Origin of the sequence: Arthrobacter sp. CAN_A212, from assembly GCF_015752345.1 — a bacterium.
Taxonomy (GTDB): domain Bacteria; phylum Actinomycetota; class Actinomycetes; order Actinomycetales; family Micrococcaceae; genus Arthrobacter_D.
On the sequence record NZ_JADOUT010000022.1, the window covers coordinates 1 to 23,132 of the forward strand.

16 protein-coding genes are annotated in these 23,132 nt (G+C 61.9%); 10 read left to right on the forward strand and 6 right to left on the reverse strand.

Features of this window, described 5'->3' with window-relative positions:
* The first annotated feature begins 282 nt into the window (after positions 1-282).
* Both IWX64_RS14275 and IWX64_RS14280 read left to right on the forward strand, forming a co-directional pair.
* Positions 283-1,158: a hypothetical protein gene (locus IWX64_RS14275; RefSeq protein WP_196867796.1), complete on the forward strand. Its 876-nt coding sequence runs from the start codon at positions 283-285 to the stop codon at positions 1,156-1,158.
* Positions 1,159-1,556: 398 nt separating this feature from the next.
* Positions 1,557-3,833 carry a PKD domain-containing protein gene (locus tag IWX64_RS14280; protein ID WP_196867797.1) on the forward strand — a complete coding sequence of 759 codons (2,277 nt, stop codon included), beginning with the start codon at positions 1,557-1,559 and terminating at the stop codon, positions 3,831-3,833.
* On the opposite strand, the gene IWX64_RS14285 is transcribed toward IWX64_RS14280, so the two are convergent.
* The 3 genes from IWX64_RS14285 to IWX64_RS14295 are packed head-to-tail and all read right to left on the reverse strand — an operon-like array spanning position 3,830 to position 7,488.
* On the reverse strand, positions 3,830-4,801 hold the full coding sequence (locus IWX64_RS14285) for a glycosyltransferase family 2 protein (RefSeq protein ID WP_334683325.1): 972 nt from the start codon (positions 4,799-4,801) through the stop codon (positions 3,830-3,832). The genes IWX64_RS14280 and IWX64_RS14285 overlap by 4 nt on opposite strands.
* 30 nt (positions 4,802-4,831) lie before the next feature.
* Positions 4,832-6,307, reverse strand: a complete 1,476-nt coding sequence (locus IWX64_RS14290) for a lipopolysaccharide biosynthesis protein (protein WP_196867798.1) — start codon at positions 6,305-6,307, stop codon at positions 4,832-4,834.
* A 26-nt stretch (positions 6,308-6,333) separates the two neighbouring features.
* Positions 6,334-7,488, reverse strand: coding sequence for a glycosyltransferase family 4 protein (locus tag IWX64_RS14295; protein ID WP_196867799.1), 1,155 nt, complete (start codon positions 7,486-7,488; stop codon positions 6,334-6,336).
* Between the two features lie 282 nt (positions 7,489-7,770).
* Between IWX64_RS14295 and IWX64_RS14300 the strand changes: the two genes are divergently transcribed.
* The 6 genes from IWX64_RS14300 (at position 7,771) to sufU (ending at position 15,937) form a co-directional block, all read left to right on the forward strand.
* On the forward strand, positions 7,771-9,159 hold the full coding sequence (locus IWX64_RS14300; RefSeq protein WP_196867800.1) for a polysaccharide biosynthesis tyrosine autokinase: 1,389 nt from the start codon (positions 7,771-7,773) through the stop codon (positions 9,157-9,159).
* Between the two features lie 39 nt (positions 9,160-9,198).
* Entirely contained in the window at positions 9,199-10,563 is a 1,365-nt protein-coding gene (locus IWX64_RS14305; RefSeq protein ID WP_196867801.1) for a hypothetical protein, read from the forward strand.
* Between the two features lie 3 nt (positions 10,564-10,566).
* Positions 10,567-12,015: a glycerophosphodiester phosphodiesterase gene (locus IWX64_RS14310; protein ID WP_196867802.1), complete on the forward strand. Its 1,449-nt coding sequence runs from the start codon at positions 10,567-10,569 to the stop codon at positions 12,013-12,015.
* A gap of 327 nt (positions 12,016-12,342) precedes the next feature.
* Entirely contained in the window at positions 12,343-14,043 is a 1,701-nt protein-coding gene (locus IWX64_RS14315) for a hypothetical protein (RefSeq protein WP_196867803.1), read from the forward strand.
* A 143-nt stretch (positions 14,044-14,186) separates the two neighbouring features.
* Positions 14,187-15,485, forward strand: a complete 1,299-nt coding sequence (locus IWX64_RS14320; protein ID WP_334683326.1) for an aminotransferase class V-fold PLP-dependent enzyme — start codon at positions 14,187-14,189, stop codon at positions 15,483-15,485.
* Positions 15,485-15,937, forward strand: coding sequence for a Fe-S cluster assembly sulfur transfer protein SufU (sufU, locus tag IWX64_RS14325; protein ID WP_196867804.1), 453 nt, complete (start codon positions 15,485-15,487; stop codon positions 15,935-15,937). Before IWX64_RS14320 ends, sufU begins: the two co-directional genes overlap by 1 nt.
* Positions 15,938-15,955: 18 nt before the next feature.
* Here the strand turns inward: sufU and nhaA are convergent, their stop codons facing one another.
* The 3 genes from nhaA to IWX64_RS14340 are packed head-to-tail and all read right to left on the reverse strand — an operon-like array spanning position 15,956 to position 18,101.
* On the reverse strand, positions 15,956-17,308 hold the full coding sequence (gene nhaA / locus IWX64_RS14330; protein ID WP_196867805.1) for a Na+/H+ antiporter NhaA: 1,353 nt from the start codon (positions 17,306-17,308) through the stop codon (positions 15,956-15,958).
* A 54-nt stretch (positions 17,309-17,362) separates the two neighbouring features.
* A complete protein-coding gene (locus IWX64_RS14335) occupies positions 17,363-17,584 on the reverse strand; it encodes an SCO4848 family membrane protein (RefSeq protein ID WP_196867806.1) in 222 nt (73 codons plus the stop codon).
* Positions 17,585-17,597: 13 nt separating this feature from the next.
* Complete coding sequence (locus tag IWX64_RS14340) at positions 17,598-18,101, reverse strand: DUF2505 domain-containing protein (RefSeq protein ID WP_196867807.1); 504 nt, start codon at positions 18,099-18,101, stop codon at positions 17,598-17,600.
* A 216-nt stretch (positions 18,102-18,317) separates the two neighbouring features.
* On the opposite strand from IWX64_RS14340, the gene mfd reads away from it, so the two are divergent.
* On the forward strand, positions 18,318-21,947 hold the full coding sequence (gene mfd, locus IWX64_RS14345) for a transcription-repair coupling factor (RefSeq protein ID WP_196867808.1): 3,630 nt from the start codon (positions 18,318-18,320) through the stop codon (positions 21,945-21,947).
* 164 nt (positions 21,948-22,111) lie between these two features.
* On the forward strand, positions 22,112-23,131 hold the full coding sequence (gene deoC / locus IWX64_RS14350) for a deoxyribose-phosphate aldolase (RefSeq protein ID WP_196867809.1): 1,020 nt from the start codon (positions 22,112-22,114) through the stop codon (positions 23,129-23,131).
* The last annotated feature ends 1 nt before the right edge of the window (position 23,132 follow it).

The window sequence follows — 23,132 nt, forward strand, 5'->3', positions numbered from 1 at the left end:
CAGGCTCCAGGAAGCGTTGCCCTGCTGACCTACCTCTCCGGGTCAGCGACCAACGCCCCGGTTACCGCCCGTTTCGATGACTTCACCGTAACCACGGTGCCATAACAAATGTGTCTGGCCGGGTTCACCGTCACAAAGGAACCCGGCCAGCTTGGAAAGGATCGAATGAAACCCGGACCGTTCTCAGCTACACCGGCCCCATCGCCTCTTCGCCTAGGCGCCCGGATGCTGCGCAGAGGTACCCGCCGGTTCAGGAACCATCTCCTGTGGTTCTATCTCCGGATGCGCAATCTCACGGTACGCCGTGCGGTCACGGGGGCAACACCGGTAGCCGTATCCCTCACCACCTATGGGCGGCGTATCAACGCCGCCGCCATCGCTATTGAGTCGATTGCCCTCGGCAGTTCCAGACCTTCCCGGATCACGCTTTGGCTTGACGATCCTGAGCTATATGCAGCTCTTCCTGCAGCTCTGCGTCGACTCGAGCGCCGCGGATTAAAAATTTCGCTGACGGACAACCTGGGGCCGCACACCAAATACTTCCCGTACGTTAAATCGGTGCAGGACCACTACTTGCCGTTGGTCACGGCGGACGACGACATCATGTACCCGAGGTACTGGCTGCGCCGACTTTATGATGCCCATCTTAAACATCCGGCAAGTGTCAATTGCCACTGGGCAAGTAAGATTATTCTCGACGACGGCAAGCTGAACAGCTATCACACTTGGCCGAACTGCAAAGACACTGAACCGCGCTTCTCCAACTTCGGGCTCGGAGTTTCGGGGATCATCTACCCGCCGGAGATGCTGGTCGAACTGGCGAAACACGGGACAGCCTTTCGCGAGCTCAGCCCCACAGCCGATGACGTTTGGCTCCACTGGGTAGCGCTGCGCTCCGATTATCCGGTGCGTCAGATATCCGCAACTCCGCGACACTTCGCCTTGATACCCGGAACCCAGGCCGAGGCACTCATGAAGACCAATAATGTTGAAGGATCCGGCAACGATGCTTGGATCCATGGGCTTTACTCGGAGAGCGACCGGAGAAAAATTGCCGGCGTGTCATCCGTTGTGCCCGCGTTCGCCGTTACCGGCATTCGCGGGCGATCACACGGTCTGTTACCGGTCGCTGCCGGAAACAGACCGATCCTTCAGTAGTCCAGTGCTCGACTAAGGCAGGACCGTTATGACCGACTACCCAGCGTTACGGGGGGGGGACGGTCCATAGCGCTGTCTCCGCCGGTCCAACCTTCAGGACCAGGCACGCAGGACGGGCCTTTACTGCTGCCGCATTGTGTCTTTTGCTAGCGTGTTCAATCGCGATCATCGGCGCGCCCGCTAGCGCAGATACAGCACCAGCGGACCCTCTAGACCCTGCTACCCCTGTCACAGTTTCATCCGATGCCCTGCCGACCGCTCAGATCAACGGCGTCGCCTGGCAGCAGGTCATCGTCGGCAACATCGTGTACGTGGCTGGCAAGTTCAGCACGGCGCGACCGGCTGGTGCGGCTCCGAACTCGAATACAGTCACGCGAAACAATATCCTGGCGTACAACTTGACCACTGGTGCGCTTCTGTCTTCCTTCGCGCCGAACCTCAACGGTCAGGCGCTCACCATCGCGGCTGCACCCAACGGCTCCCGGATATACGTGGGTGGCGATTTCACTTCGGTAAATGGAACCTCCCGGCTCCGGGCGGTAGCACTGGACCCTTCCTCCGGAGCGGTCATATCCAGTTTCAACCCTCGGATGGGCGGGTCAGTTCGAGCCATCTCCGCCACCAACGATACCGTCTACCTGGGTGGAACATTCGGTTCCGTCGGGTCAGCCTCGCGAACGCGGCTTGCTGCCGTGCGGGCGTCCGACGGCGGCCTCCTGCCGTGGAATCCGATAGCGAACGAGCGGGTGAACGCTCTGGTATTGTCGCCCGACGAAACACAGGTCATCATCGGGGGAGCTTTCACCACCCTCAACGGGTCCAACCGGCCGGGCTACGGCCTTGGGCGGGTGAATGCGACGACCGGTGCGTCCCTGACGCTCGGTGTTAATGATGTCATCCGCAATGCGGGCACGGATTCAGCAATCCTTTCCCTTTCCTCAGACGGAACCAACTTTTACGGCACTGGCTACATCTTCGGAACCGGAGGGAACCTGGAGGGGGCCTTCGCCGGAAACTGGTCAAACGGCAACCTCAAGTGGGTAGAAGACTGCCACGGCGATACGTACGGTGTCTGGGCCTCCTCCACCGCTGTATACACAGCGGGCCATGCCCACTACTGCGGCAACATCGGAGGATTCCCGCAAACCGAGCCGCGGACGTGGTGGCGCGCCGTGGCATTCAGCAAAGCTGCAACCCGAACCGCCACGGCCGACATCTACGGTTATCCTAGCTTCACGGGTCGGCCGGCACCGGAACTTCTCACCTGGTTCCCACAGTTGGATACCGGAACGGCGACGGGGCAGTCTCAGGGGCCATGGACAGTAACCGGCACTGAACAGTATGTTGCCATGGCCGGGGAGTTCCGGAATGTGAATGGCAGGGCACAACAGGGGCTCGTCCGGTTTGCGGTGCGTGACATCGCCCCCAATGATGACGGCCCCAGGATCTCAGGCAGCGCAACGAATCCAGCCTTGACCTATGTGCGGGCCGGTGAGGTGCGCGTACGGTGGCAGACCAACTGGGACCGCGACAACGAAAACCTCACCTATAGGGTCATCCGCGACGGCAATACAGCTACACCAGTGCACACCACCATCCGGCAGTCCACCTTCTGGAACCGGCCGAACGTCGAGTTCACCGATGTCGGGCTGTCAGCGGGAACCCACACCTATCGAATAGTCACCAGCGATCCGTTCGGAAATACGGTGGGCTCGGGCACGGTCAGCGTCAACGTTCCCGTGGGCAGCACAGAGCCACCAGCTAATGCAGCCCCGGCCGCATTGTTCACGTCTAACGTCAACGGTCTGACCGTCACGGTGGATGGTTCCGGGTCAAGTGATTCTGATGGGACGGTTGCTTCTTATGCGTGGGACTTTGGCGATGGTGGTACGGCGACCGGCGTCACTGCGGCCCATACCTACGCCACGGCGGGGACGTACAGTATCCGGCTCACTGTGCGGGACAACGACGGCGCCTCCGCCACAGTGGTGCGCCAGGTTGGAGTCTCCGCTGATAACCCGCCACCGGCGGGAGATACGCTGGCACGCGACGCTTTCGGACGGAACGTGGCATCGGGGTTCGGTTCTGCAGACCAGGGAGGAGCATGGGCACTGGGTGGTTCGGCATCCCTGTTCTCTGTCGGCAACGGTGTCGGAACGATCAACCTTAACCAGCCTGGGATTGGTCCGTCGGCGAGCCTCAACGCCATATCTTCGACCCGGACTGATTCCAGCGTGCAAGTGCAGTTGTCGAAAGTGGGCAGCGGCAGCGGAACCTATCTATGGCTGTCCGGTCGTACCGTGGGCGCTTCCGTACGCTATCAGGCGAAGCTGCATATCTCAGGAAGCGGCGCTGTCCGCCTGGACGCGACGCGGGTGGTGGGTGGTGGCGAAACGTCCCTGATGTCCCGGACGGTTCCAGGCATTCAGTACGTTGCGGGACAAAAATTACAGATCCGGCTGCGGGTCGTTGGGGTGTCGCCCACCATCATCACCGCAAAAGTCTGGACGGAAGGGACCGCGGAACCATCGGATTGGCTGGTGTCTGCTTCCGATTCAACCGCAGCCTTGCAGGTGGAGGGCGGCGTCGGCCTCTTCACCTACCTGTCGAGCGGCGCGGGGAATGCACCTGTCCTAGCCCAATTCGACAATCTGACGGTCGATCAGGTGCCCTAGCCGGCGGCGGCGGCGGCGGTTGGTTGCGCCCGCCGGTACTCCCGGTACACGTAGCCAACCGCTCCCGACACCATTCCCGCGCCCCGGGCGATGGTACGCAACCCTTTGGCCCTGTGTTTTACCGACCCGGTCACTAACCCCTGAAAGCCTCGTACACACCCTCCGCCAATGCGGACTAGTCCAGCTGCGAGCAGCTTCAGACGCGACCGCAGTTGAACAAGGAGGCTGCCGTGGCTGCCGCTGGCCAGTTCAAGATCAACTCGGCTCCAGCTATTGCCGCTGCTGAACGCCCGTCGGAGCACCCAGGATCGAGTGAGTCGTTGAGCGGGTACGCGATCCATCACGATTGCTTCATCGCACCACACAATTTTGCCCCCTCGTTGCACCAGGAGCCGGGTGAACAGGGTGTCCTCGCCCCCCAACAACCCAAACCGGAGGTCGAAGTCCAGACCCATCGCTCGGACCTGATTCAGATCCAAGAGCAGGTTGTTCGTCGCTGCGACGGTGACAACAGTGCCAGTGGGCATTCTGCGGCGGATGAAAAATTCTCCCGCCATGATCCACCGCTCAGGCGGGTGGACGTATTCTGAGATGACCGGACCAACGACGGCGGCCGCTCCCGTGCTTCGCTGGACCTCCACGAGGAGGTCCAGCCAACCGCGCGACGGCAGCTCATCGTCGTCGATGAACACCAGCAGAGCCATCTCTCTGGCTTCAGCGAGTGCTCGGCTCCGGGCCGCGGCAATACCAGGAACCGGTTCGTGAACGTAACGCACCAGTTCTCGGTCTTTGCCCTCCACAAGAGCGCGGGCACCCGCATCCGGGTCATTGTCGATGACCAGGATGGTAGCCGGGATGCTGCTGGATCGCACCTGGGAGATCAGCTCTGGTAGAGCTACGGCAAGATCATCGGGCCGGCGGTAGGTTAACACCGCGATTACCATCTGTTCCCGGCTGGAGATAGCCATGTTGCTCCTTTCGAGGTGAACTGTGATCGCCTATTTTCGCAGGTTGGTCAAAGTCCTCAGACGGGATAGAAAAACCAGGGTCCGCCGACGATGGAACGCTGTCAGCACCAGAATGGCCACACCCATGAAAGCGATGAATCCTGCAGCCAACCGGACGATGTCCGGCATTTCTAGAAGACCAACAGCGATGTAGGCCGCCGCACCCCACGCGCTGCAGTGAACCGCGGGCCAGATCGTCCCCAACTGCTCGCGGACGCTAGCGCCGCACAATCGTGATTGGATGATGAGAAGGACCGGTGTCAACAGAAACCCGCCGGCGGCGTAACCGACGGCCACCCAAAACAAACCAAACTGGAGTCCGACGATTATCCCCGTCACCTGGGCGATCGTCGCTAGAATCTCGTATTTCAAATTCAGGCCAGCTTTGCCCATGCCTCGCATCAGCGAAGGCGCAATGAAGAAGATGGTTTCCCGGGCGCCTGCTATCGCCAATACGCTGAGAAGCGGTGCCGCCTCGGCCCAAGCATCCCCGAGAACAAGTTGCACGAGGAGGGGGGAAGCACACGCTGTGAAGGCCATCACTGGCACCACGAGCATTGATAGCACTTGCATCGATTTGAGGAGGTTACCCGAGACAAGGTCTCGGTCAGTGGAAGTACGCGAGAATACGGGGAACATGACCCGATTCACTGTCTGGCCGAAGAGCATAACTGGCACAGCGAGCACCCTGTACGCCATCCCGTAAAGAGATAGCGAGGTTACTCCAAGAAATCTTCCAACCAGGATGTTGTCAATGTTGCGGGAGAAATAGGCCAAGGCGTTGACGCCGAAGATGCCCATGCTGAAGCGCAAAAGAGGCCGAACCTCGTTAAGGTGCAAATTCGGGGCAGGGCCCTTCGCAGCAACGAGCAAGATCAATCCCGCAACGATGTCAGTGGCAATCACCTGGTAAACCACAGCAAAGTAGCTGGCACCCAGAAGCGCCGCGGCCACACCGCAGATCGCACCGATCGCAGCGCCGACAATATCTGACACGGCCATACCGCGAAATTTGAGTTCCCGGGACAACATGGCGCGGGGGACAATACCGATCGCTTTGAGGGGAAGAGCGACAGCTAGTATCTGCAGGACAAAAACCAGCTCGGGGACGCTGAAGAAATCCGCCAGTGGAGGGGCTGCGAGCCAGGTGAGGGCTCCCAGCAGAATAGCAGTGATCAGATTCAGGGAGACGGTTGCGCCTGCCGCTCGGGGCGCCAGTTGCGGACGCTGAACAAGCGCGGCAGAGAGGCCCTGATCGAGGAGGAGCGTCACCAGGACGATGTAGATGCTCGCCACGCTGATGATTCCGTAGCTTGCAGGGCCAAGTAGTCTCGCCAGAACCAGGGCGCTGCAGATTTGGAAGCCCTGACGACCGATCACGGCGAGCAGCGACCAGCGGACACCATGGACAGCCTTCCCCTGATGGTATCCGTCGTTGGCCGCCGCTGGGCTGGTGCTCGGTGGCATGCCAGTCCGGTCGACCGATCCGCGTTTCACCGGGTTGCACACACAGTTCGCTCAATGAGATCGGAGAGGGCGTCGCGATAGGACTGCGTACTGTGTTTGGTTGCCGCCGCTGTGGAATCCAGTGCCGCGGTCCGGCGGAAGTAGTCCCACTCATTCACAACGCGATGGAGGGCGTCAGCGAGTTCCTGGACGCTGCCTGGACTCACGAACTGGGTACTCTGATAACCCTCTGCGGCCTCCTTGAGGCCGGAGGTTTCACTCACAACGAGGGGGCGGCCTGCCAGCAGTGTCTCGACCGCTGTGTTGCCGAAAGGCTCGTCGAGTCGTGATGGCACAACAGCCACATCCGAAGAAGCTCTGAACGCCGACACATCGTTGTGGAACCCGTGGAACGTCACGAATTCATCGAGGCCCTGGTGACCGACGCTATCCCTGAGGCTTTGCTCGTAGGGTTCGTATCCGGGATACACGGAACCGACGACGTCGAGCACTACCGGGACCGACCGCCGATGGAGTTCTCCGACTGCATCGATCACGACATCCACCCCCTTGCGATGGGACAGTCGGCCCACATAGAGCACTCTGAGAGGTTGCGGGCGATCGGCGCGCGCAGGTGATGCCGTGGCCGGTCCGGGAACGCCGTTGTAGACTATCTCGGCCCTTCCCCTCAACCGTGGGACTACGGATGCATGGACTCCAGCGCTGTACCGGCTGTTGGCAACAATTGCGGTGGCAGCCAAGAGGGGTGCGGCCAAAGCGATCCTGAGGATACGCGGAGCGCTCCCCTCCGCCTCATGGACGTGGGTGAGGACGGGGCGGCCACTGAGGCGCCCCAGGACTGGCCAGAGCGGAATTGTTATCGTATTAACGTAGATAATGTCGGGTTTAAATTCCAGGATGACGCGAATTCCTTTAACCGCGCCTATCAGAGAGGCAAAGACCAGCCGGATGACGCCAGCCGGGGATAAAAGACTTTTCCGGAGCACTGGGGAACTGCACCGGTAAACAATCACCCCTCGATCCTGTAGTTCCGGTACAAGAGGACCAGTGACAGGTAGCGCAACCGCAACGGTCCAATGCTGTTCCAGGAAACCATCGACGCTCTCTAAAAGAACCCGGTCTGTTCCGTACAACTCACTGCTTGGATGTGTGACCAGCACTCGCAATTTTTTATTCGTCACCTTGCATGCCTCCTGTCCAGAGGTGAAGCGGAGACCTGATAGCCCGGTCGAGGCGCGACACCGTGCATCTACGAATGATTGTATGCAGTTCTGTCAATGGGGTTACGCCCGCCTGAATTGTAGGTAATACTGATCCGAAGCGCTTACCTGTGCCCAAAGCCGGGTTCGCTCCCAGCCGTGTCCGAGTGTATTGCCCGGAGCGCGGCCAGGATCCTAGACGAAGGCAGGTCTCAACCAATGCTGCAGAATTCATTCGCCCGATCGGCACGCAGGAATTGGTGGATGATTCTCATTTCGGTTTTACTGTGCACCGGGATTGCGGGCGCAGTTACCGCCGCGACCGTCCCGGTCTATCAAAGCACCGTGCGGTTCTACGTCTTCGCTCCGACTGCGGAGGGGCAGACGGCCCTGCAGGCGGACGAACTCGCTCGCTTGCGAATCATCGGGTATGCGACCCTGCTGACCAGCGAAAAGATCGTTGAGCAGATTTCGAAGGCCAGTGGCGTTGAGGAATCCGTTGAGACGGTGACAGATATGATCAGCGCGAATGGCGACGCTGACACACTGATACTCACCGCGAATGTGCGAAGCGAAGACCAGGACGAAGCGACGGCACTTGCGTCATCGATTGCCACGAATTTTAATCGCCTGGTCAACGACCTTGAAGGCGCCGGAAGCCCTGAGGGTGCTGAAACCGTCCTCAATGTGGTTGCGGGACCAACCCAGGATGACAATCCTGTCTCTCCCAGCGAGATGCTGAACTACGGGCTGGGAATACTGGTCGGGCTGGCGCTGGGCGTGGGACTCATTATTCTTCGCAGCCGCGCTGACAACACGCTCCGCTCGATTGATAATCTCGAGGAAGCAAGCGGGCTGCAGCTTCTTGCGACGGTGCCCGCTGACCGAAAGGTGGATCGTGGAAGCCCCGGCGTGTCGGTCCGAAATTCCCTACAATTCGAAGCCTTCCGAAATCTGCGTACCAACCTTCATTTCCGTTCTGACGCCGACTCCTTACGGGTCATCGCCGTCACTTCAGCGACTGTCGGTGAGGGTGCGTCCACCGTTGCCTTCAATCTTGCTGCTGCCTGCGCGGAAGCGGGCTACCGGACTCTCCTTATCGAAACCGATATTCGCAACCCGCAGCTCGCGCCTGGTCTCGGATCCGTGCATAAAGACGGATTAGCAGAGGTGCTGCAGCACGGGCGTGAATTCGGATCGGTCATCAATTCCGGACCGTATGAACAACTCTCGATTATGTGCGCAGGCACGGCATCCGGCCGGGCCTCGGAACTCCTCAACGCCGCCGCTGTGGAGGCTGTCCTCAGGAAGGCCAAAGAGGCCTACGATCTGGTGGTCCTCGATACCGCTCCGCTTCTCCCCTTCGCGGACTCGCGAACGGTTGCCGCTCTCTCAGATGGGGTGATAGTCGTTGCCCGGTATGGCTACTCCACGCCCAACGGTGTGAGAGCGGGAGCGGAGACATTGGAACTGGTGGGTGCCAAGGTTCTGGGAATTGTCCTTAACGCTGTGCCTTTGCCCAAGCGGATACGAGCCCGCTTTTCATCAGAGCATGAAGGTCACACGGACGCGGACCCCACCGAAGACCCCGGCACCTTCCCCACAGAGCCAGAGAGCAAGGAAAAGCGCGGTCAGCATGTGGAGAGCCAATGACCAGCGCTGTAATTCGGGCGACTCGCCAGGGGGCCTAGGGTGCAGCTTCTTGCGTGGATAGGTCTCTGCTTTGCGGTTGCTTTTCTTCTGCGTAACCGGCCGACCGCCGCAATAATCTGCATCATTGCCCTCTGGTTTTTCGTTCCGACCGTGGGAAGTTACCTACTGACAGGCCAGCGCATCGGTCCGCTGACCTTCCATGCTGCGACCTGGTTGACGTTCGCCGTGATCTGCGTGCAGATGGTTCAGGATCCCCGGTCGTTGCTCAACGCGGTGGCACGCAACAGTTATCTGTTTCTCATCCTGCTGCTGGTCCTGGCGACTTCCCTTCTGACGACGAGGACAGTGCAGACCGGCGGCGGTATCGTCTTGCTCACCGATCAAATGATCGTCCCCGCGGTGCTCTTCCTGCTGATTATTTCCGTGGGAGGAAACTCCCCAACGCTGGTGTACACACTCCGCAACTTTCTGTTCCTGTGCGCCAGTATTGTGACGCTTATCGCGATGTGGCAGTGGTCTTCACAAAGCGTTCTGCTGTACGAATCGGGCTTCCTGACACAGTTCTGGTTCAACCCTGAAACTCAACGGTGGATGGGTACTTTCGACCAGCCACTGGCGTTGTCGCTTGTACTGTGTGCGCTGATGCCTTTGCTTGCCGGTGTCCGTAGGCTCTTCCTCGCGGTTCCGATGTTAGCGCTGTTCATGGCTGGAGTAATGATCACTCAGTCACGCGTAGGAATGATCGTTGCCTCTGCCGGAGCCGTCTATGCAATTGCCTTCTCCCGCCACCGGCGATCAATCAAAGCTCTTGTTCTAACTCTGGTGGGGGTGGGGTTTGTGGGCCTGCTCGCCTCACCTCTCGCTGCGGGAATACTCGAAAGGGTCGCCGACGACACCGGATCCACCGAGGCCAGAAACAAGGCTTATGGAGTGTTCGCCCGTGACTGGGAACAGTACTTTTTCACCGGGCAAGGTGTCACATCTAGCTATGAAATATCCGAGTACGCTGGCCTGCAGACCAGTTTTGAAAGCTCGGTGCTCATGTATGCCGTAGATATCGGAATCTTTTTTGCCATTCTGTACTTCGGTTTGCTGCTCTTCGTGGTGCTGAGGAATCACTCGAGACACCATGTCCCGGGACTTACTATTGCAGGACTTGTTGTAGCAATCATCCCGCACACCTACAGCGGACTCGCTACGCGGTCTGTTGCCGGCGTCGTCGTATGGACTGTCGTCGCCATGACGGTGATCGCGGCCCAACGATCGGTCGGCAATCCTCGAATCAGGACTAGCGCTGGGCAACGCCCGCGTTCACCAGCGGACGAAGATGTGCTCCCTGACTCCGCGGCTCAGCTGAAACCCCGGCACAGCATCGGTTCGGACACAAGCTGGATAGGTCGATGACAGATGGAATCGATCGAGAACGGACATTTGCTGTTTTCCCGGCGACGATTTCTTGCAGGCGCGTCCGGAGCGATCCTGCTCGCCGGATGCTCCGCTCGGAACCCCGTGCAGCAGGTACATCCGGTCCACACGGTTGACGGGCTGTTGGCAGAGGCGGTGTTCTATGTCGCGCACCGCGGCTCAATGGATAACTGGCCTGAACATACTGCTGATGCTTATACACAGTCGCTGGCCGCCGGAGCGAAGGCAATCGAGATTTCTCTTAGCGCAACCGCTGACGGAGAGCTCGTATGCCACCATGATCTCAATACACTCAGAATGACCGGCGTCGATCGGGTGATTGCCGAGACGAAATTCGATGGGCTTCGAAGTTTGCAGAACAATGCCCGACAGTGGCTCGGGCCCAATAGCTTCCTGCTGCCGATTCCGCGACTTCAGGACGTCCTGGACAGCCACGCTGCCCACTCGGTGATTTTCATTGAAGATAAGCAGGGGACGAACACGGCAGCTCTGCTGGACCTCATGGATTCCTATCCGGATTCCACCCAGCATTTTGTGTGGAAGCAGCCGGCATTGGTTGATGTTCCTGATGAGGTTACGCGGCGCGGATACAAAACATGGGGCTACTTACCCGCCGACGATTTCGGCGTTCTTGAGGAGGGCCTCGAAAGACTCGTGTCGAGGTATGACCTCCTCGGCATTCATCATTCGGCACCCGACGATCTCATTCGTACCTTGGTCCAGGGCGGTATACCCGTGATGGTGTGGGAAGTACACACACGCTCGATGCGAGACCGGCTTGTTGGCCTCGGCGTGAGGGGAATGATGTGCTCAAACATTCCGTATGTCACAACGTCAAGTGCGCGGTCCAGAGCGGATATCTTTGCGACCGGTCTGCGCGGTCACGGAGATTTGCCATGGGCGCTGGCCTGGACACACCAACCAGAAATTATCAGCTCCGGGTCGTCGATTCTCTTGGCGCATAGCGACAAGGCAAGCTACTGCATGGGATCGCTGTGTCCCGTCCCGACGTCAAATTACAGCATCAACTTTGAAATGCGCTGGCCCAAAACTTTACCCCGTGACAGGGACCACGCGGGGGTTGCTTTTGGGCAACGGGATGACTCGCCCTACCGGGTGCGGGCGCCCGCCGACTCTGGCGGATACCACCTGATTATTCGACGCGACGGAGAGCTTGTCCTTTTTGGCCGGGTGGCCGGCGAAGTTGACGGGTACCCGCTGGGCCGGGTTCTCACTTTGCCGCCAGTCGTTGGCGAGTGGATGCGCTTCCGCATTGAGGTCACTTCCAGCACCTTACGATGCGTCAGGCTGGATGACGGGAGTGGCACGGTGACTGCCCGAACCGATGTCTACCGTGGGGGATACTTTTCCCTGTGCCGCAACTACTGGGAATATCCTCCGGTCGAATTCCGCGGCGTGTCCGTAACTTAGTTTCCCCCCATAGATAGTGCGTTACGTTTCCGTGATACAGTCTTCCCTGACCATCGGCTATCGGAACCTGCCGGTGAGTTTTGGTTACAGGATCGTTCCCACCGCTCGGGTTGGGACGAGGTCATGGGTCGTGGTCCGTCCTCCCCAACGGAGAAGATCAACCAGGAAACTGGCTGGCACGATTCTGGTCAATTAACCACCCCAATTGCACGCCGCCTACGCGGCATAGCAGCGCACTGAACACTGAGAGCTGGGCTTAGTTGCTAGGAATGCGCGAGATCGTGATTTGCGTTCTTGCCACTCACCGCACCTACCAGAGGACCCTCTATGAGGAAAACAACCACCCGTACTATCGGATACTTGCTCGCAATCTCCCTCCTGCCCCTCACGGGCACGGCCGCCGTTGCAGCTGATGAGACGACATGCGACGCTATGAATCAAAACTTCTATCGGAGCATCAATCCTGGGAGCGGCGCCACACTTCTCAGTTCATCGACGGCTGAAATTGCTGCGGCCAAGGAAGACTTCGGCTTCACCGAGGAAACCGGACTGGTCTTTGCAGCCGCACCAGCCGCAGCCGAAGGGCTTCATCCGGTCTACCGGATGTATAAAGACGGCAACTTCGTCTGGATGCCTGATACCCCCGGTATCGGGGAGTACGAGAAGGCCATCAGCAACCACGCCTACCAGAGCCAGAAAATTGAGTTCTATGCCTCGACGACTGCTATGGACTGTGGAATCCCTGTGCACAGATTCCTGAAGGGCGACATTCACCGGTTCGCGACGACTCCGGCGGAACGGACCGCCCTTTCGGGGGATGGATGGGCTGACGAGGGCGTCAAGTTCTGGGTAGAGGCTCCGGACGCCACGGCAGCGCCGGTGGCTGCTCCGGCTCCGGCCCCCGCACCGGCTCCGGCTCCGGCCCCCGCACCGGCACCTGCTCCGGCTCCCGCACCGGCACCTGCTCCGGCTCCCGCACCGGCACCTGCTCCGGCTCCTGCTCCGGCGCCTCCCGCCGCCAGCAATTGGGTGCTCTGGGAGAATGTGGCAAAGCCCGGCGAGAATATCAATACCGTCCTCGCGAAGCCCGAGCTCGCAGGGAAAGTTCTCAAACTGCCCGCAGGCGTCTTTGAAGTCTCCAACTTCCGTGACCCGGCTGCTGCGATCCGAGTGCCATCGACTGTCAAGGGCATCATCGGGGAGGGCCGCGACACAATCATCCGGATGAAAGCAAACACGTCTTCGTTCGGGTCGACGGTCCCGGCGCAGGGAAGCGGTCAAACAAACCAGCTCTACCTGATGAGAATGAACGATGGTCAGGACCAGATCCTCTCCGATTTCTGGCTTCAGGGAACAGAGCAGGGACACCTGTACAACGGCATCATGGTGGGCCAGTCATCGCCCGGAACCACGGTTCGGGACATCCTTATCACGGGCGTCCCGGGAGACGCAGGGACTCCTCCGGGAGAAACTTTCGGCCTCAACTGGTGGCGAGGTAGCGATTCCGTGACCCGGGACGTTGAAATCGATGGTTACCGCTGGACCGGTAACTCCTTTGGATCTCGTGTTAAAGGTCCCATCGTGGGGGCATCCCCCATTGGGTACAACAACCATGACCGGGCGAAGCTCTACAACGTGTTCACTCACGACTCCCTCGTCGGCATGCCGACCTTCTGGTACTCCAATAACGCGGAAACCTGGAACCTCCAGTCAATCCGCAACGTCACAGGGATCAATCATGAAGAGAGCTTCAACATTGTTCATAACCAGCCGGTGATTCACAGTTCGCACACCCGCCGCCACGTGAATTTCATGTCCAATCAGTCGGACGGAAAACTCACAATCATTGGTGCAATTACGGATGAGTGGATAAGCGGAAGCGAATCCGGGCCCATCGGGAAGGGAAAGCGAATTCTCATGCTGACCCCGAACAGTTACCGGACGACAAATGACAATACGATTAAGACACCGCCGAAGGTCGTTCTCGATGACGGTGTGACACCTGTGCCATATACCTGGGCACACTAGAAACTAGGCAGCACCACCCCTCATGTACCGGGCGCCCGGTCATCCCGACAGCGGGGTGACAGGGCGCCCAGTGCGTGAGGGGTAAACCTTCCGGTCGGGGCGCGTAGAGTGTAGGTGCCCGCGCAACCACTGAGGAGAAACGTTTGTCCATTCCGTCTGCTCCGCATCACCCTCTGACCGACACCGAGGTGCAGCGGATCCGCAACGACTTTCCGATCCTGGCTACCGAGGTCAATTCCCGGCCGCTCATCTACCTTGACTCCGGCGCCACCTCCCAAAATCCGTCGACCGTGCTGGAAGCGGAACAGGAGTTCTACGAGCAGCGAAACTCAGCCGTCCATCGTGGGGCGCACACGCTCGCCGTGGAGGCGACTGACGCCTACGAGGCGGCCCGGGAAACCGTTGCTGCCTTCGTCGGCGCCGCCGTGGACGAGATTGTGTGGACCTCCAATGCCACCGAGGCACTGAACCTGGTGGCGTACTCCTTCTCGAATGCATCAGTGGGACGTGGAGGACCCGCCGCTGAACGATTCATTCTGGGCCCCGGTGACGAGATCGTGGTGACCGAGATGGAGCACCACGCCAATCTGATCCCCTGGCAGGAGCTCGCCGCCCGCACCGGTGCCACGCTGCGCTGGATACCTGTGGACGACGACGGCGCGCTTCGGCTCGAGGACGCAACCGCCATCATCGGCCCCGCCACCAGGGTCGTCGCTTTCACCCATGCGTCAAACGTGCTCGGGACCATCAACCCGGTTGCTGAACTCGTTGCGATGGCGCGCCAGCATGGCGCCCTGACAGTCCTCGACGCGTGCCAGTCGGTGCCCCACCTGCCCGTCGACGTGCACGCGTTGGGCATCGACTTCATGGCCTTCTCCGGGCATAAGATGCTCGGACCCACCGGGATCGGGGCCCTGTATGGCCGTTCGGAGTTGCTCAACGCGATGCCACCCTTCCTCACCGGCGGGTCGATGATCACCACCGTCACGATGGAACGCGCCGAGTACCTTGAGGCGCCAGCACGCTTCGAGGCCGGGACCCAGCGGATTTCCCAGGCCATCGCCCTGGCGGCCGCAGCAAATTACCTCGCCGAAACCGGGATGCGGCGGGTGCAGGAGTGGGAGGAAACCCTGGGCCGCCAATTGGTGGAAGGACTCAGCCAGCTGCCGGGCATCCGGGTACTGGGCCCAGCAGCAGGGACGGAGCGAATCGGATTGGCAGCGTTCGACGTCGACGGTGTCCACGCCCACGACGTCGGCCAGTATCTTGACCACGCGGGCATTGCGGTGCGGGTGGGCCACCACTGCGCCCAGCCCCTGCACCGCCGGCTCGGCCTGACGGCCAGCACACGCGCCAGCACCTACCTGTACAACACCAGCGACGAAGTGGATGCCTTCCTGGCGGCCGTCGCCGGTGTCCGCCCGTTTTTTGGAGTGAAGTGATGTCCGACGACCTGCAGCAGCTCTACCAACAGATCATCCTGGATCACGCGAAGGAACGCCACGGTGCTGGTCTGCGGGACCACGACGGCGCTGGCAACCAGGGGCAATCCCATCAGCTGAACCCGGTGTGCGGCGATGAGATCACGTTGCGAGCCGTCCTGGTGGACGGCACGCTCACCAGCGTCAGCTGGGATGGGGCCGGATGCGCAATTTCGATGTCGTCCGCGTCGGTCCTGACCGATCTGGTGGTCGGTCAGGACCGCGACACGGTGATGGACCTGGTGGACGAGTTCCGGACGGTGATGCGCTCACGGGGCAGGGTCCCCGCAAACGAGGAGGTGCTCGGGGACGCGGCAGCCCTGGCCGGAGTCTCCAAGTACCCTGCGCGGGTCAAGTGCGCCATGCTGGCGTGGGTGGCGCTGGAGGAAGCGCTGCTCGCGGCGAACCAGTAGGTCCACGCCCGATTAGCCCTAGCGGTCCCGCCCCTCGAAGAGGTCGGGCACGCCGTCGTTGTCCGCGTCCACCTGTTCGGCTTCCTCAATCCCGCGGTAATGCTTGTTCCGGCTCCGGAGGATCACTGTGGCGGCGAGGGCAGCGATCAGGGACGCGCCGAGAATGGCGACCTTCGCATGGTCGTTCTGCTCGGTTCCCTGGGCGAAACTGAGGTCATTGACCAGCAGCGACACGGTGAAGCCAACCCCTGCGAGCAGGCCCACTCCCAACAGGTCGATCCAGCGCAGATCCGGGTCCAGGTTGGCGCGGGTCGTTTTGGTGAGCACAAAGGTGGTCAGCAGGATCCCGATCGGTTTACCGATTACCAGTCCCGCGATAATGCCGAGGGTGACGGTGTCGCCGAGGGCCGACAGCAGGCCTTCGGTCCCACCAACCGCCACACCTGCCGAGAAGAACGCGAACACCGGGACAGCGAATCCGGTGGACAGCGGGCGGAAGCGGTGCTCGAATATTTCGGCCAGCCCCGGTTTGTTCGGCCGGGGCATCTTCACCGTGCCGTCCTTGGCCTTGCGGAGCACCGGCACGAGGAAGCCGAGCAGGACACCGGCGACCGTGGCGTGAACGCCCGACGCATGCATCAGGATCCAGGTGGCGATACCAATCGGGAGGAGGATCAGCCAGGCGGCAGGGGTGTGGCGGCCAAAGTACTTGGGGTTCTTCTGCGCCAGGAAGCCAAACAACGCCAGGGGCACCAGCATGAAGAGCAGGTAGGTGAACTCGACGTCGTCGGAGTAGAAGAAAGCGATGATGGCAATCGCGATGAGATCGTCCACGACGGCGAGGGTCAGGAGGAAAACTCGCAGCGCGCTGGGGAGGTGGGAGCTGATCACTGCCAGGACGGCGAGGGCAAAGGCGATGTCGGTTGCCGTCGGAATGGCCCACCCCCGCAAGGACTCGGGGGAGGACAGGTTCACGATCACGTAGAAGAGGGCGGGCACCAGGACGCCGCCGGCGGCAGCCGTCACCGGCACCACCGCCCGGCTGAACTTGCGCAGGTCACCAGCAACAAACTCCCGTTTCAGTTCGAGGCCCACCAGGAAAAAGAAGATGGCAAGCAGCCCGTCCGCGGCCCAGGCCCCGACGCTCAGCCGCAGATGCCAGGGCTCGTACCCAAACTCGAAATCCCGAATCGCGAAATAGCTGGCTGAGGCTGGCGAGTTAGCCCAGATCAGGGCCGCGACGGCGGCGATCAGCAGCAGGATGCCACCGACCGTTTCCTTGCGGAGGATCTCATTGAGCCGCAGGTACTCCGGGTAGCTCGACCTTTCGAGGACCCGCTTTGGTGCCTTTGGTTCCTGGTTGTTGCTCACGGTGCGACCTTCTCTGATTTCGCCAATTCGATACTGACAGCCAACTCGATGCTTCTAGCCAACCAGGGCGCGGACGCCGATCACGAGGGTGGCTACGCCCAGGATCATTGAGGTGGTAATCAGCATAAAGTGCACCTTGAGGAACCGGGTAGGTGCACCCGACTCATCTTTGGAACGTGGGTCCTTGAAGACGCGCCGCAGGAAGGGTGGCCAGACGATCAAAGTCCAGATGCCGGCCAGGATGAGGATCAGGGCCAGGGGGGTGGGAAGCGACATGGTGATGAACTCCTTAGCCCTGGCGGCTCTCGAGCCACTTGCGTGCCTCGGTGGCCTGAAGGTTCAGTGCCTTACCGATCATGGGTTCAGCCGCCGACGCGATCTTGGACCCCATGAAGGGGATCGACGAGCTGACGGTCCCGGTGAGGTCCACCCGGGTGTCGGCGCCGGCCGCGACCAGACGCTGTTCGGCGTCAACGGTGACCGGCACACCTGCGACGGTCATGGTGACCTTGGCGGTGCGGGACCCATCGGGCGTCGGAGCGGTCCAGTGTTCCGTCTGGGTGACGGTGAGGGACTCGCCGACAAACTTACGCACCATGTCCGGGAGGCGCTTCGTGGGAAGCGTCCGGACGGCGCTCAGGGTGAAGGCGGCGGCGGTGTCGCCGTCGACGGTGACCGACTTCAGGGTGCCGCCCACCTTCTCGCTAACGTGCTTCAGGAAAGCCTCGTCGGTGAAGACGCCGGTTACCGTGGCGGCGTCGTAGGGCAGGGTGGTCGAAGCGTTCAGTGCCAAGGTTCCTCCGTAATGGAAAGGCGGTGAGGTGGAATGCGGTTTGCGCCCCACCCATCCTAGGGCCTTCCCGGGCCGCCGGGTGGGTCCCACAGGGTAGGCTTGGGGTATCCCCGGAATTCGACAGAATTTCGGGCTTTTGTGCTGGATAAACCGGTCGGAACCGCCTACCGCGGCCACCGTTGTCCCCGGAAACTGTCGGATCCTCGAGGAGAACCATTGAGCCTGAACGGACTGCGCGCCGCACTGATCGAGGACACGTCGTTCGCCCGGGTGAGGACGAATGCCTCGCACGGGGTCGCTGACCGGAACACCGACCTGCAGATCGGCGCGCCGGCCGGTCTGCGGGCAGCCTTGTTGGCCGAAATGGTGGATGGTCTGGCCTCATCCTCAACTACAACTGACGGTAACGCCGAGGGAGGCGCCAGCACACCGGTAGTGCTGGCCGTCACCGCCACCGGCCGGGAGGCCGAAGACCTTGCCGCGGCACTCCGGAGCTATTTGCCGGTCGCCGACATCGAGGAGTTCCCCAGCTGGGAGACGCTGCCCCACGAACGTCTCTCGCCGCGGTCAGACACCGTGGGCCGCCGGCTGTCCGTCCTGCGCCGGCTCGCACACCCCGAGGGGTCACCCGTGCGGGTCATCATTGCGCCCATCCGCGCCGTCGTCCAGCCACTGGTCGCGGGCCTGGGCGAGTTGCAGCCGGTCACCCTGAGGGTCGGCCAGGACGCCGAGTTCACTGAGGTGGTCCGGGCCCTGTCCGACGCCGCCTACGCTCGCGTGGACATGGTCACCCATCGTGGTGAGTTCGCAGTGCGTGGCGGAATCATCGACGTGTTTCCGCCCACCGAGGACCATCCTCTGCGGATCGAGTTCTTCGGTGACGAGGTGGAAGCGATGCGCTGGTTCGCCGTCGCCGACCAGCGCTCGCTGGTCCGCGAGGAGGACGGCCAGCCGAGAATGCTCTTCGCGCCGCCCTGCCGGGAAATCCTGATCACCCCCTCGGTCATGTCCCGGGCAGCTAAACTCAAGGCAGACCTGCCCGCCGCCGCAGCGATGCTGGAAAAGATTGCCGGCGGCATCGCAGTGGAGGGGATGGAGTCGCTCGCCCCGGTGCTGGTCGATGCGATGGTGCCCCTGGTCGGTGAGCTGCCCGCCGGGTCGATCGCCGTCGTCATTGAGCCCGAGAAGGTGCGGACCCGCGCCCACGATCTGGCCGCCACCAATGAGGAGTTCCTTGAGGCAGCCTGGTCCACGGCGTCCGAGGGCGGCGCCGCACCGCTCGACCTCGGCGGCGCCCTGGGCGCCGATTTGCAGACGGCGAGCTTCAGGTCCCTGACCGATACCCGCTCGGCGGCGCTCGCGAACAAGGTCGCCTGGTGGTCAATTACCTCCTTCGGTTCCGACGAGTCGCTGCAGGAATTCCTTCCAGAGATCGACGCATTCACGGTGCGGGCACGAGAGCCCCGCGGCTACCAGGGCGACGTGGCCGAGATGATGGATTTCCTGGGCGGCCGCGTGCGCGACCAGTGGCGGGTGGTCGTAGCCACCGAGGGCCCCGGTCCGGCTGCGCGCCTCGCTGAACTGTTCCACGACCACGACATTCCGGCCGCCCGGGTGGATTCACTCGAGTCACCGCCACAGCCGGGGATCATCGAAATTACGACGGCGTCCGCGGGCAGGGGCTTCGTCCTCGACTCCCTCAAGCTGGGACTCCTGACCGAGGCTGACCTGCTGGGCCGCACCACTGCGTCCGGAACCCGGGACATGCGCAAAATGCCCTCCAAACGGCGCAACGCCGTCGATCCGTTGCAGCTCCGTGAGAACGACTATGTGGTGCACGAGCAGCACGGTGTGGCCCGTTTCGTTGAACTGCTGCAGCGTGCCACCGGGGCGGGGCCCACCAAGACCATCCGTGAGTACCTGGTGCTCGAGTACGCGCCCTCCAAGCGCGGCGCTCCCGGCGACCGGCTGTTTGTCCCCACAGACCAGCTCGACCAGGTCACCCGGTATGTGGGCGGGGATGCCCCGGCGCTCAGCAAGATGGGCGGATCCGACTGGGCGAGCACCAAGTCCAAGGCACGCAAGGCAGTCAAGGAGATCGCGGGGGAACTGATCCGGCTGTACTCGGCGCGGATGGCATCACGCGGCTTCGCCTTCTCCGCGGACACCCCCTGGCAGCGTGAGCTGGAAGAGGCGTTCCCCTACATCGAGACCCCCGACCAGCTGACCACCATCAACGAGGTCAAGGCGGATATGGAGCGCGAAGTGCCGATGGACCGGCTGGTCTCCGGCGACGTCGGCTACGGCAAGACGGAGATCGCGGTGCGGGCCGCCTTCAAGGCCGTCCAGGACGGCAAGCAGGTCGCGGTGCTGGTGCCGACCACGCTGCTGGTGCAACAGCACTACGAGACCTTCTCCGAACGGTTTTCCGGTTTTCCGGTGAGGGTCAAACCCCTGTCCCGGTTCCAGAGTGCCAAGGAATCGCGGGAGACCTCCGAGGGGATTGGTTCCGGCGCTGTCGACGTCGTCATCGGCACCCACCGGCTGCTGTCCAACCAGGTCCAGTTCAAGGACCTGGGCCTGGTCATCGTCGACGAGGAACAGCGTTTCGGCGTGGAACACAAGGAAGCGCTGAAGAAGATGCGCACCAACGTGGACGTGCTCGCGATGAGCGCGACCCCGATTCCCCGGACCCTCGAGATGTCGCTGACCGGTATCCGGGAAACTTCGACGCTGGCCACCCCACCCGAGGAACGGCACCCGGTGCTCACCTATGTGGGCCCCTACACGGACAAGCAGACCTCAGCAGCGGTGCGGCGCGAGCTGATGCGTGAGGGTCAGGTGTTTTTCGTCCACAACCGGGTGTCCTCGATCGACCGGACCGCTGCGCACCTCAAAGAGCTGGTGCCCGAGGCGCGGGTCGCCGTCGCGCACGGCCAGATGAGCGAGTCCCGGCTGGAACAGATCATCGTGGACTTCTGGGAAAAACGCTTCGACGTCCTCGTGTGCACCACCATCATCGAAACCGGGCTGGACATCTCCAATGCCAACACCCTGATCGTGGACCGGGCCGACAACTACGGCCTGTCCCAGTTGCACCAGCTCCGCGGCAGGGTGGGGCGAGGGCGCGAACGTGCCTACGCCTACTTCCTCTACCCCTCGGAGAAGCCGTTGGGCGAGGTGGCACTGGAGCGGCTGAAGGCTGTCGCCTCCCATAACGAGCTCGGCGCCGGCATGCAGCTCGCACTGAAGGATCTTGAGATCCGCGGTGCAGGCAACATGCTTGGCGGGGAACAGTCCGGCCACATCCAGGGGGTGGGTTTCGACCTGTACATCCGGCTGGTCGGTGAGGCAGTCGCGGACTTCCGTGGCGACGCGGAGGAGAAGGCAGCGGAGATGAAGATCGAGTTGCCGGTCAACGCCCACCTGCCCCACGACTACGTACCGGGGGAGCGGCTGCGTCTGGAGGCCTACCGCAAGCTGGCCTCCGCGATCACCTACGACGCCATCGACGCCGTGGTGGAGGAACTGGGTGACCGGTACGGGGAGCCACCCGCTCCGGTGGTCAACCTGATTGCGGTCGCCCGGTTCCGGGTGGCGGCGCGTGCGGCAGGCCTGACCGATGTTGCGCTGCAGGGAAACTTCATCAAGTTTGCGCCGGCGGAGCTCCCGGAATCGAAGGAAATGCGGCTCAAGCGCATGTATCCGGGATCCTCGCTGAAACCAGCATTGAACGCGGCCTTGATCCCGAAGCCGAAGACCTCGCCGGTGGGCGGCCGGGACCTGTCCGACGCCGACATCCTTACCTGGGCGCAGAACGTCGTGGACGCGATCTTCACCGAGTAGGCGACGCCCTGCAGTGGTAAAGTCGAACCCGACCACACGGGTATGACCCCCTGTCCCACAGCCTGCGGAAACCAGCCGTTCAGCAGCGTCGCCGCGGCCCTGTTGCCCGGCTGTGGGAACCGTCCCGCCGTGGCACCGAACCGAAGTACGGAGAACACTCAACGATGGAAACTACTGCCACCGGGAGCACCGCCATAGCGACTGCGTCACGGGCACTGGAAGTGATCGGCGGGGACCTGACCGAGAAGGCCCTGAAACGCTACCTCGAAGGCATTGCCGGTGTTGACGCCGTGGGCCTTGAGGCGCGTGCAGCGTCCCTCGGGACCCGGTCGATCAAGACCACCTCCAAGGCCTGGGCCCTGGACAAGATCATCTCCCTGATCGACCTGACCACTCTGGAGGGTGCCGACACGCCGGGCAAGGTGAGATCCCTCGTCGCCAAAGCGCTGGTTCCCGACGCCGATGACCTGTCCACCCCCCGGGTGGCAGCGGTCTGCGTGTACGGCGACATGGTGCCCCACGCCGTGGAGGCGCTGGGCAGGGCCCACGACGCGGACGCCGCGGGCAGGATCAACGTTGCGGCGGTCGCTACGGCCTTCCCGTCCGGGCGGGCCTCACGGTCGGTGAAGCTCTCCGACACCGCCGACGCGGTGGCGGCGGGTGCGGACGAGATCGACATGGTCATTGACCGTGGCGCGTTTCTCTCCGGGCGGTATGGCCTGGTCTTCGACGAGATCGTTGCGGTGAAGGAAGCCTGCCGCCGCGACGACGGTTCCTACGCCCACCTGAAGGTGATCCTCGAGACCGGGGAGCTGAACACGTACGACAACATCCGGCGCGCCTCGTGGCTTTCCATCCTGGCTGGCGGCGACTTCATCAAGACCTCCACCGGCAAGGTAGCCCCTGCGGCGACCCTCCCGGTCACCCTGTCGATGCTCGAAGTGGTCCGCGACTGGCACCGGCTCACCGGTGAGAAGATCGGGGTCAAGCCGGCCGGCGGCATCCGCACTTCCAAGGACGCCATCAAGTACCTGGTCACCGTCGCCGAAACGGTGGGGGAGGACTGGCTTCAGCCGGACCTGTTCCGCTTCGGCGCCTCCAGCCTCCTCAATGACGTGCTCCTGCAGCGTCAGAAGCTCACCAGCGGCAGCTACTCCGGCCCTGCCTACGTCACGATCGACTAAG

Coding starts and splice junctions, on each gene's coding strand:
- IWX64_RS14315 (WP_196867803.1), top strand. CDS start 12,343: ATGAGGAAAACAACCACCCGTACTATCGGATACTTGCTCGCAATCTCC.
- sufU (WP_196867804.1), top strand. CDS start 15,485: ATGTCCGACGACCTGCAGCAGCTCTACCAACAGATCATCCTGGATCAC.
- IWX64_RS14290 (WP_196867798.1), bottom strand. CDS start 6,307: ATGCCACCGAGCACCAGCCCAGCGGCGGCCAACGACGGATACCATCAG.
- IWX64_RS14300 (WP_196867800.1), top strand. CDS start 7,771: ATGATTCTCATTTCGGTTTTACTGTGCACCGGGATTGCGGGCGCAGTT.
- IWX64_RS14335 (WP_196867806.1), bottom strand. CDS start 17,584: ATGTCGCTTCCCACCCCCCTGGCCCTGATCCTCATCCTGGCCGGCATC.
- IWX64_RS14275 (WP_196867796.1), top strand. CDS start 283: ATGCGCAATCTCACGGTACGCCGTGCGGTCACGGGGGCAACACCGGTA.
- deoC (WP_196867809.1), top strand. CDS start 22,112: ATGGAAACTACTGCCACCGGGAGCACCGCCATAGCGACTGCGTCACGG.
- IWX64_RS14310 (WP_196867802.1), top strand. CDS start 10,567: ATGGAATCGATCGAGAACGGACATTTGCTGTTTTCCCGGCGACGATTT.
- IWX64_RS14285 (WP_334683325.1), bottom strand. CDS start 4,801: ATGGCTATCTCCAGCCGGGAACAGATGGTAATCGCGGTGTTAACCTAC.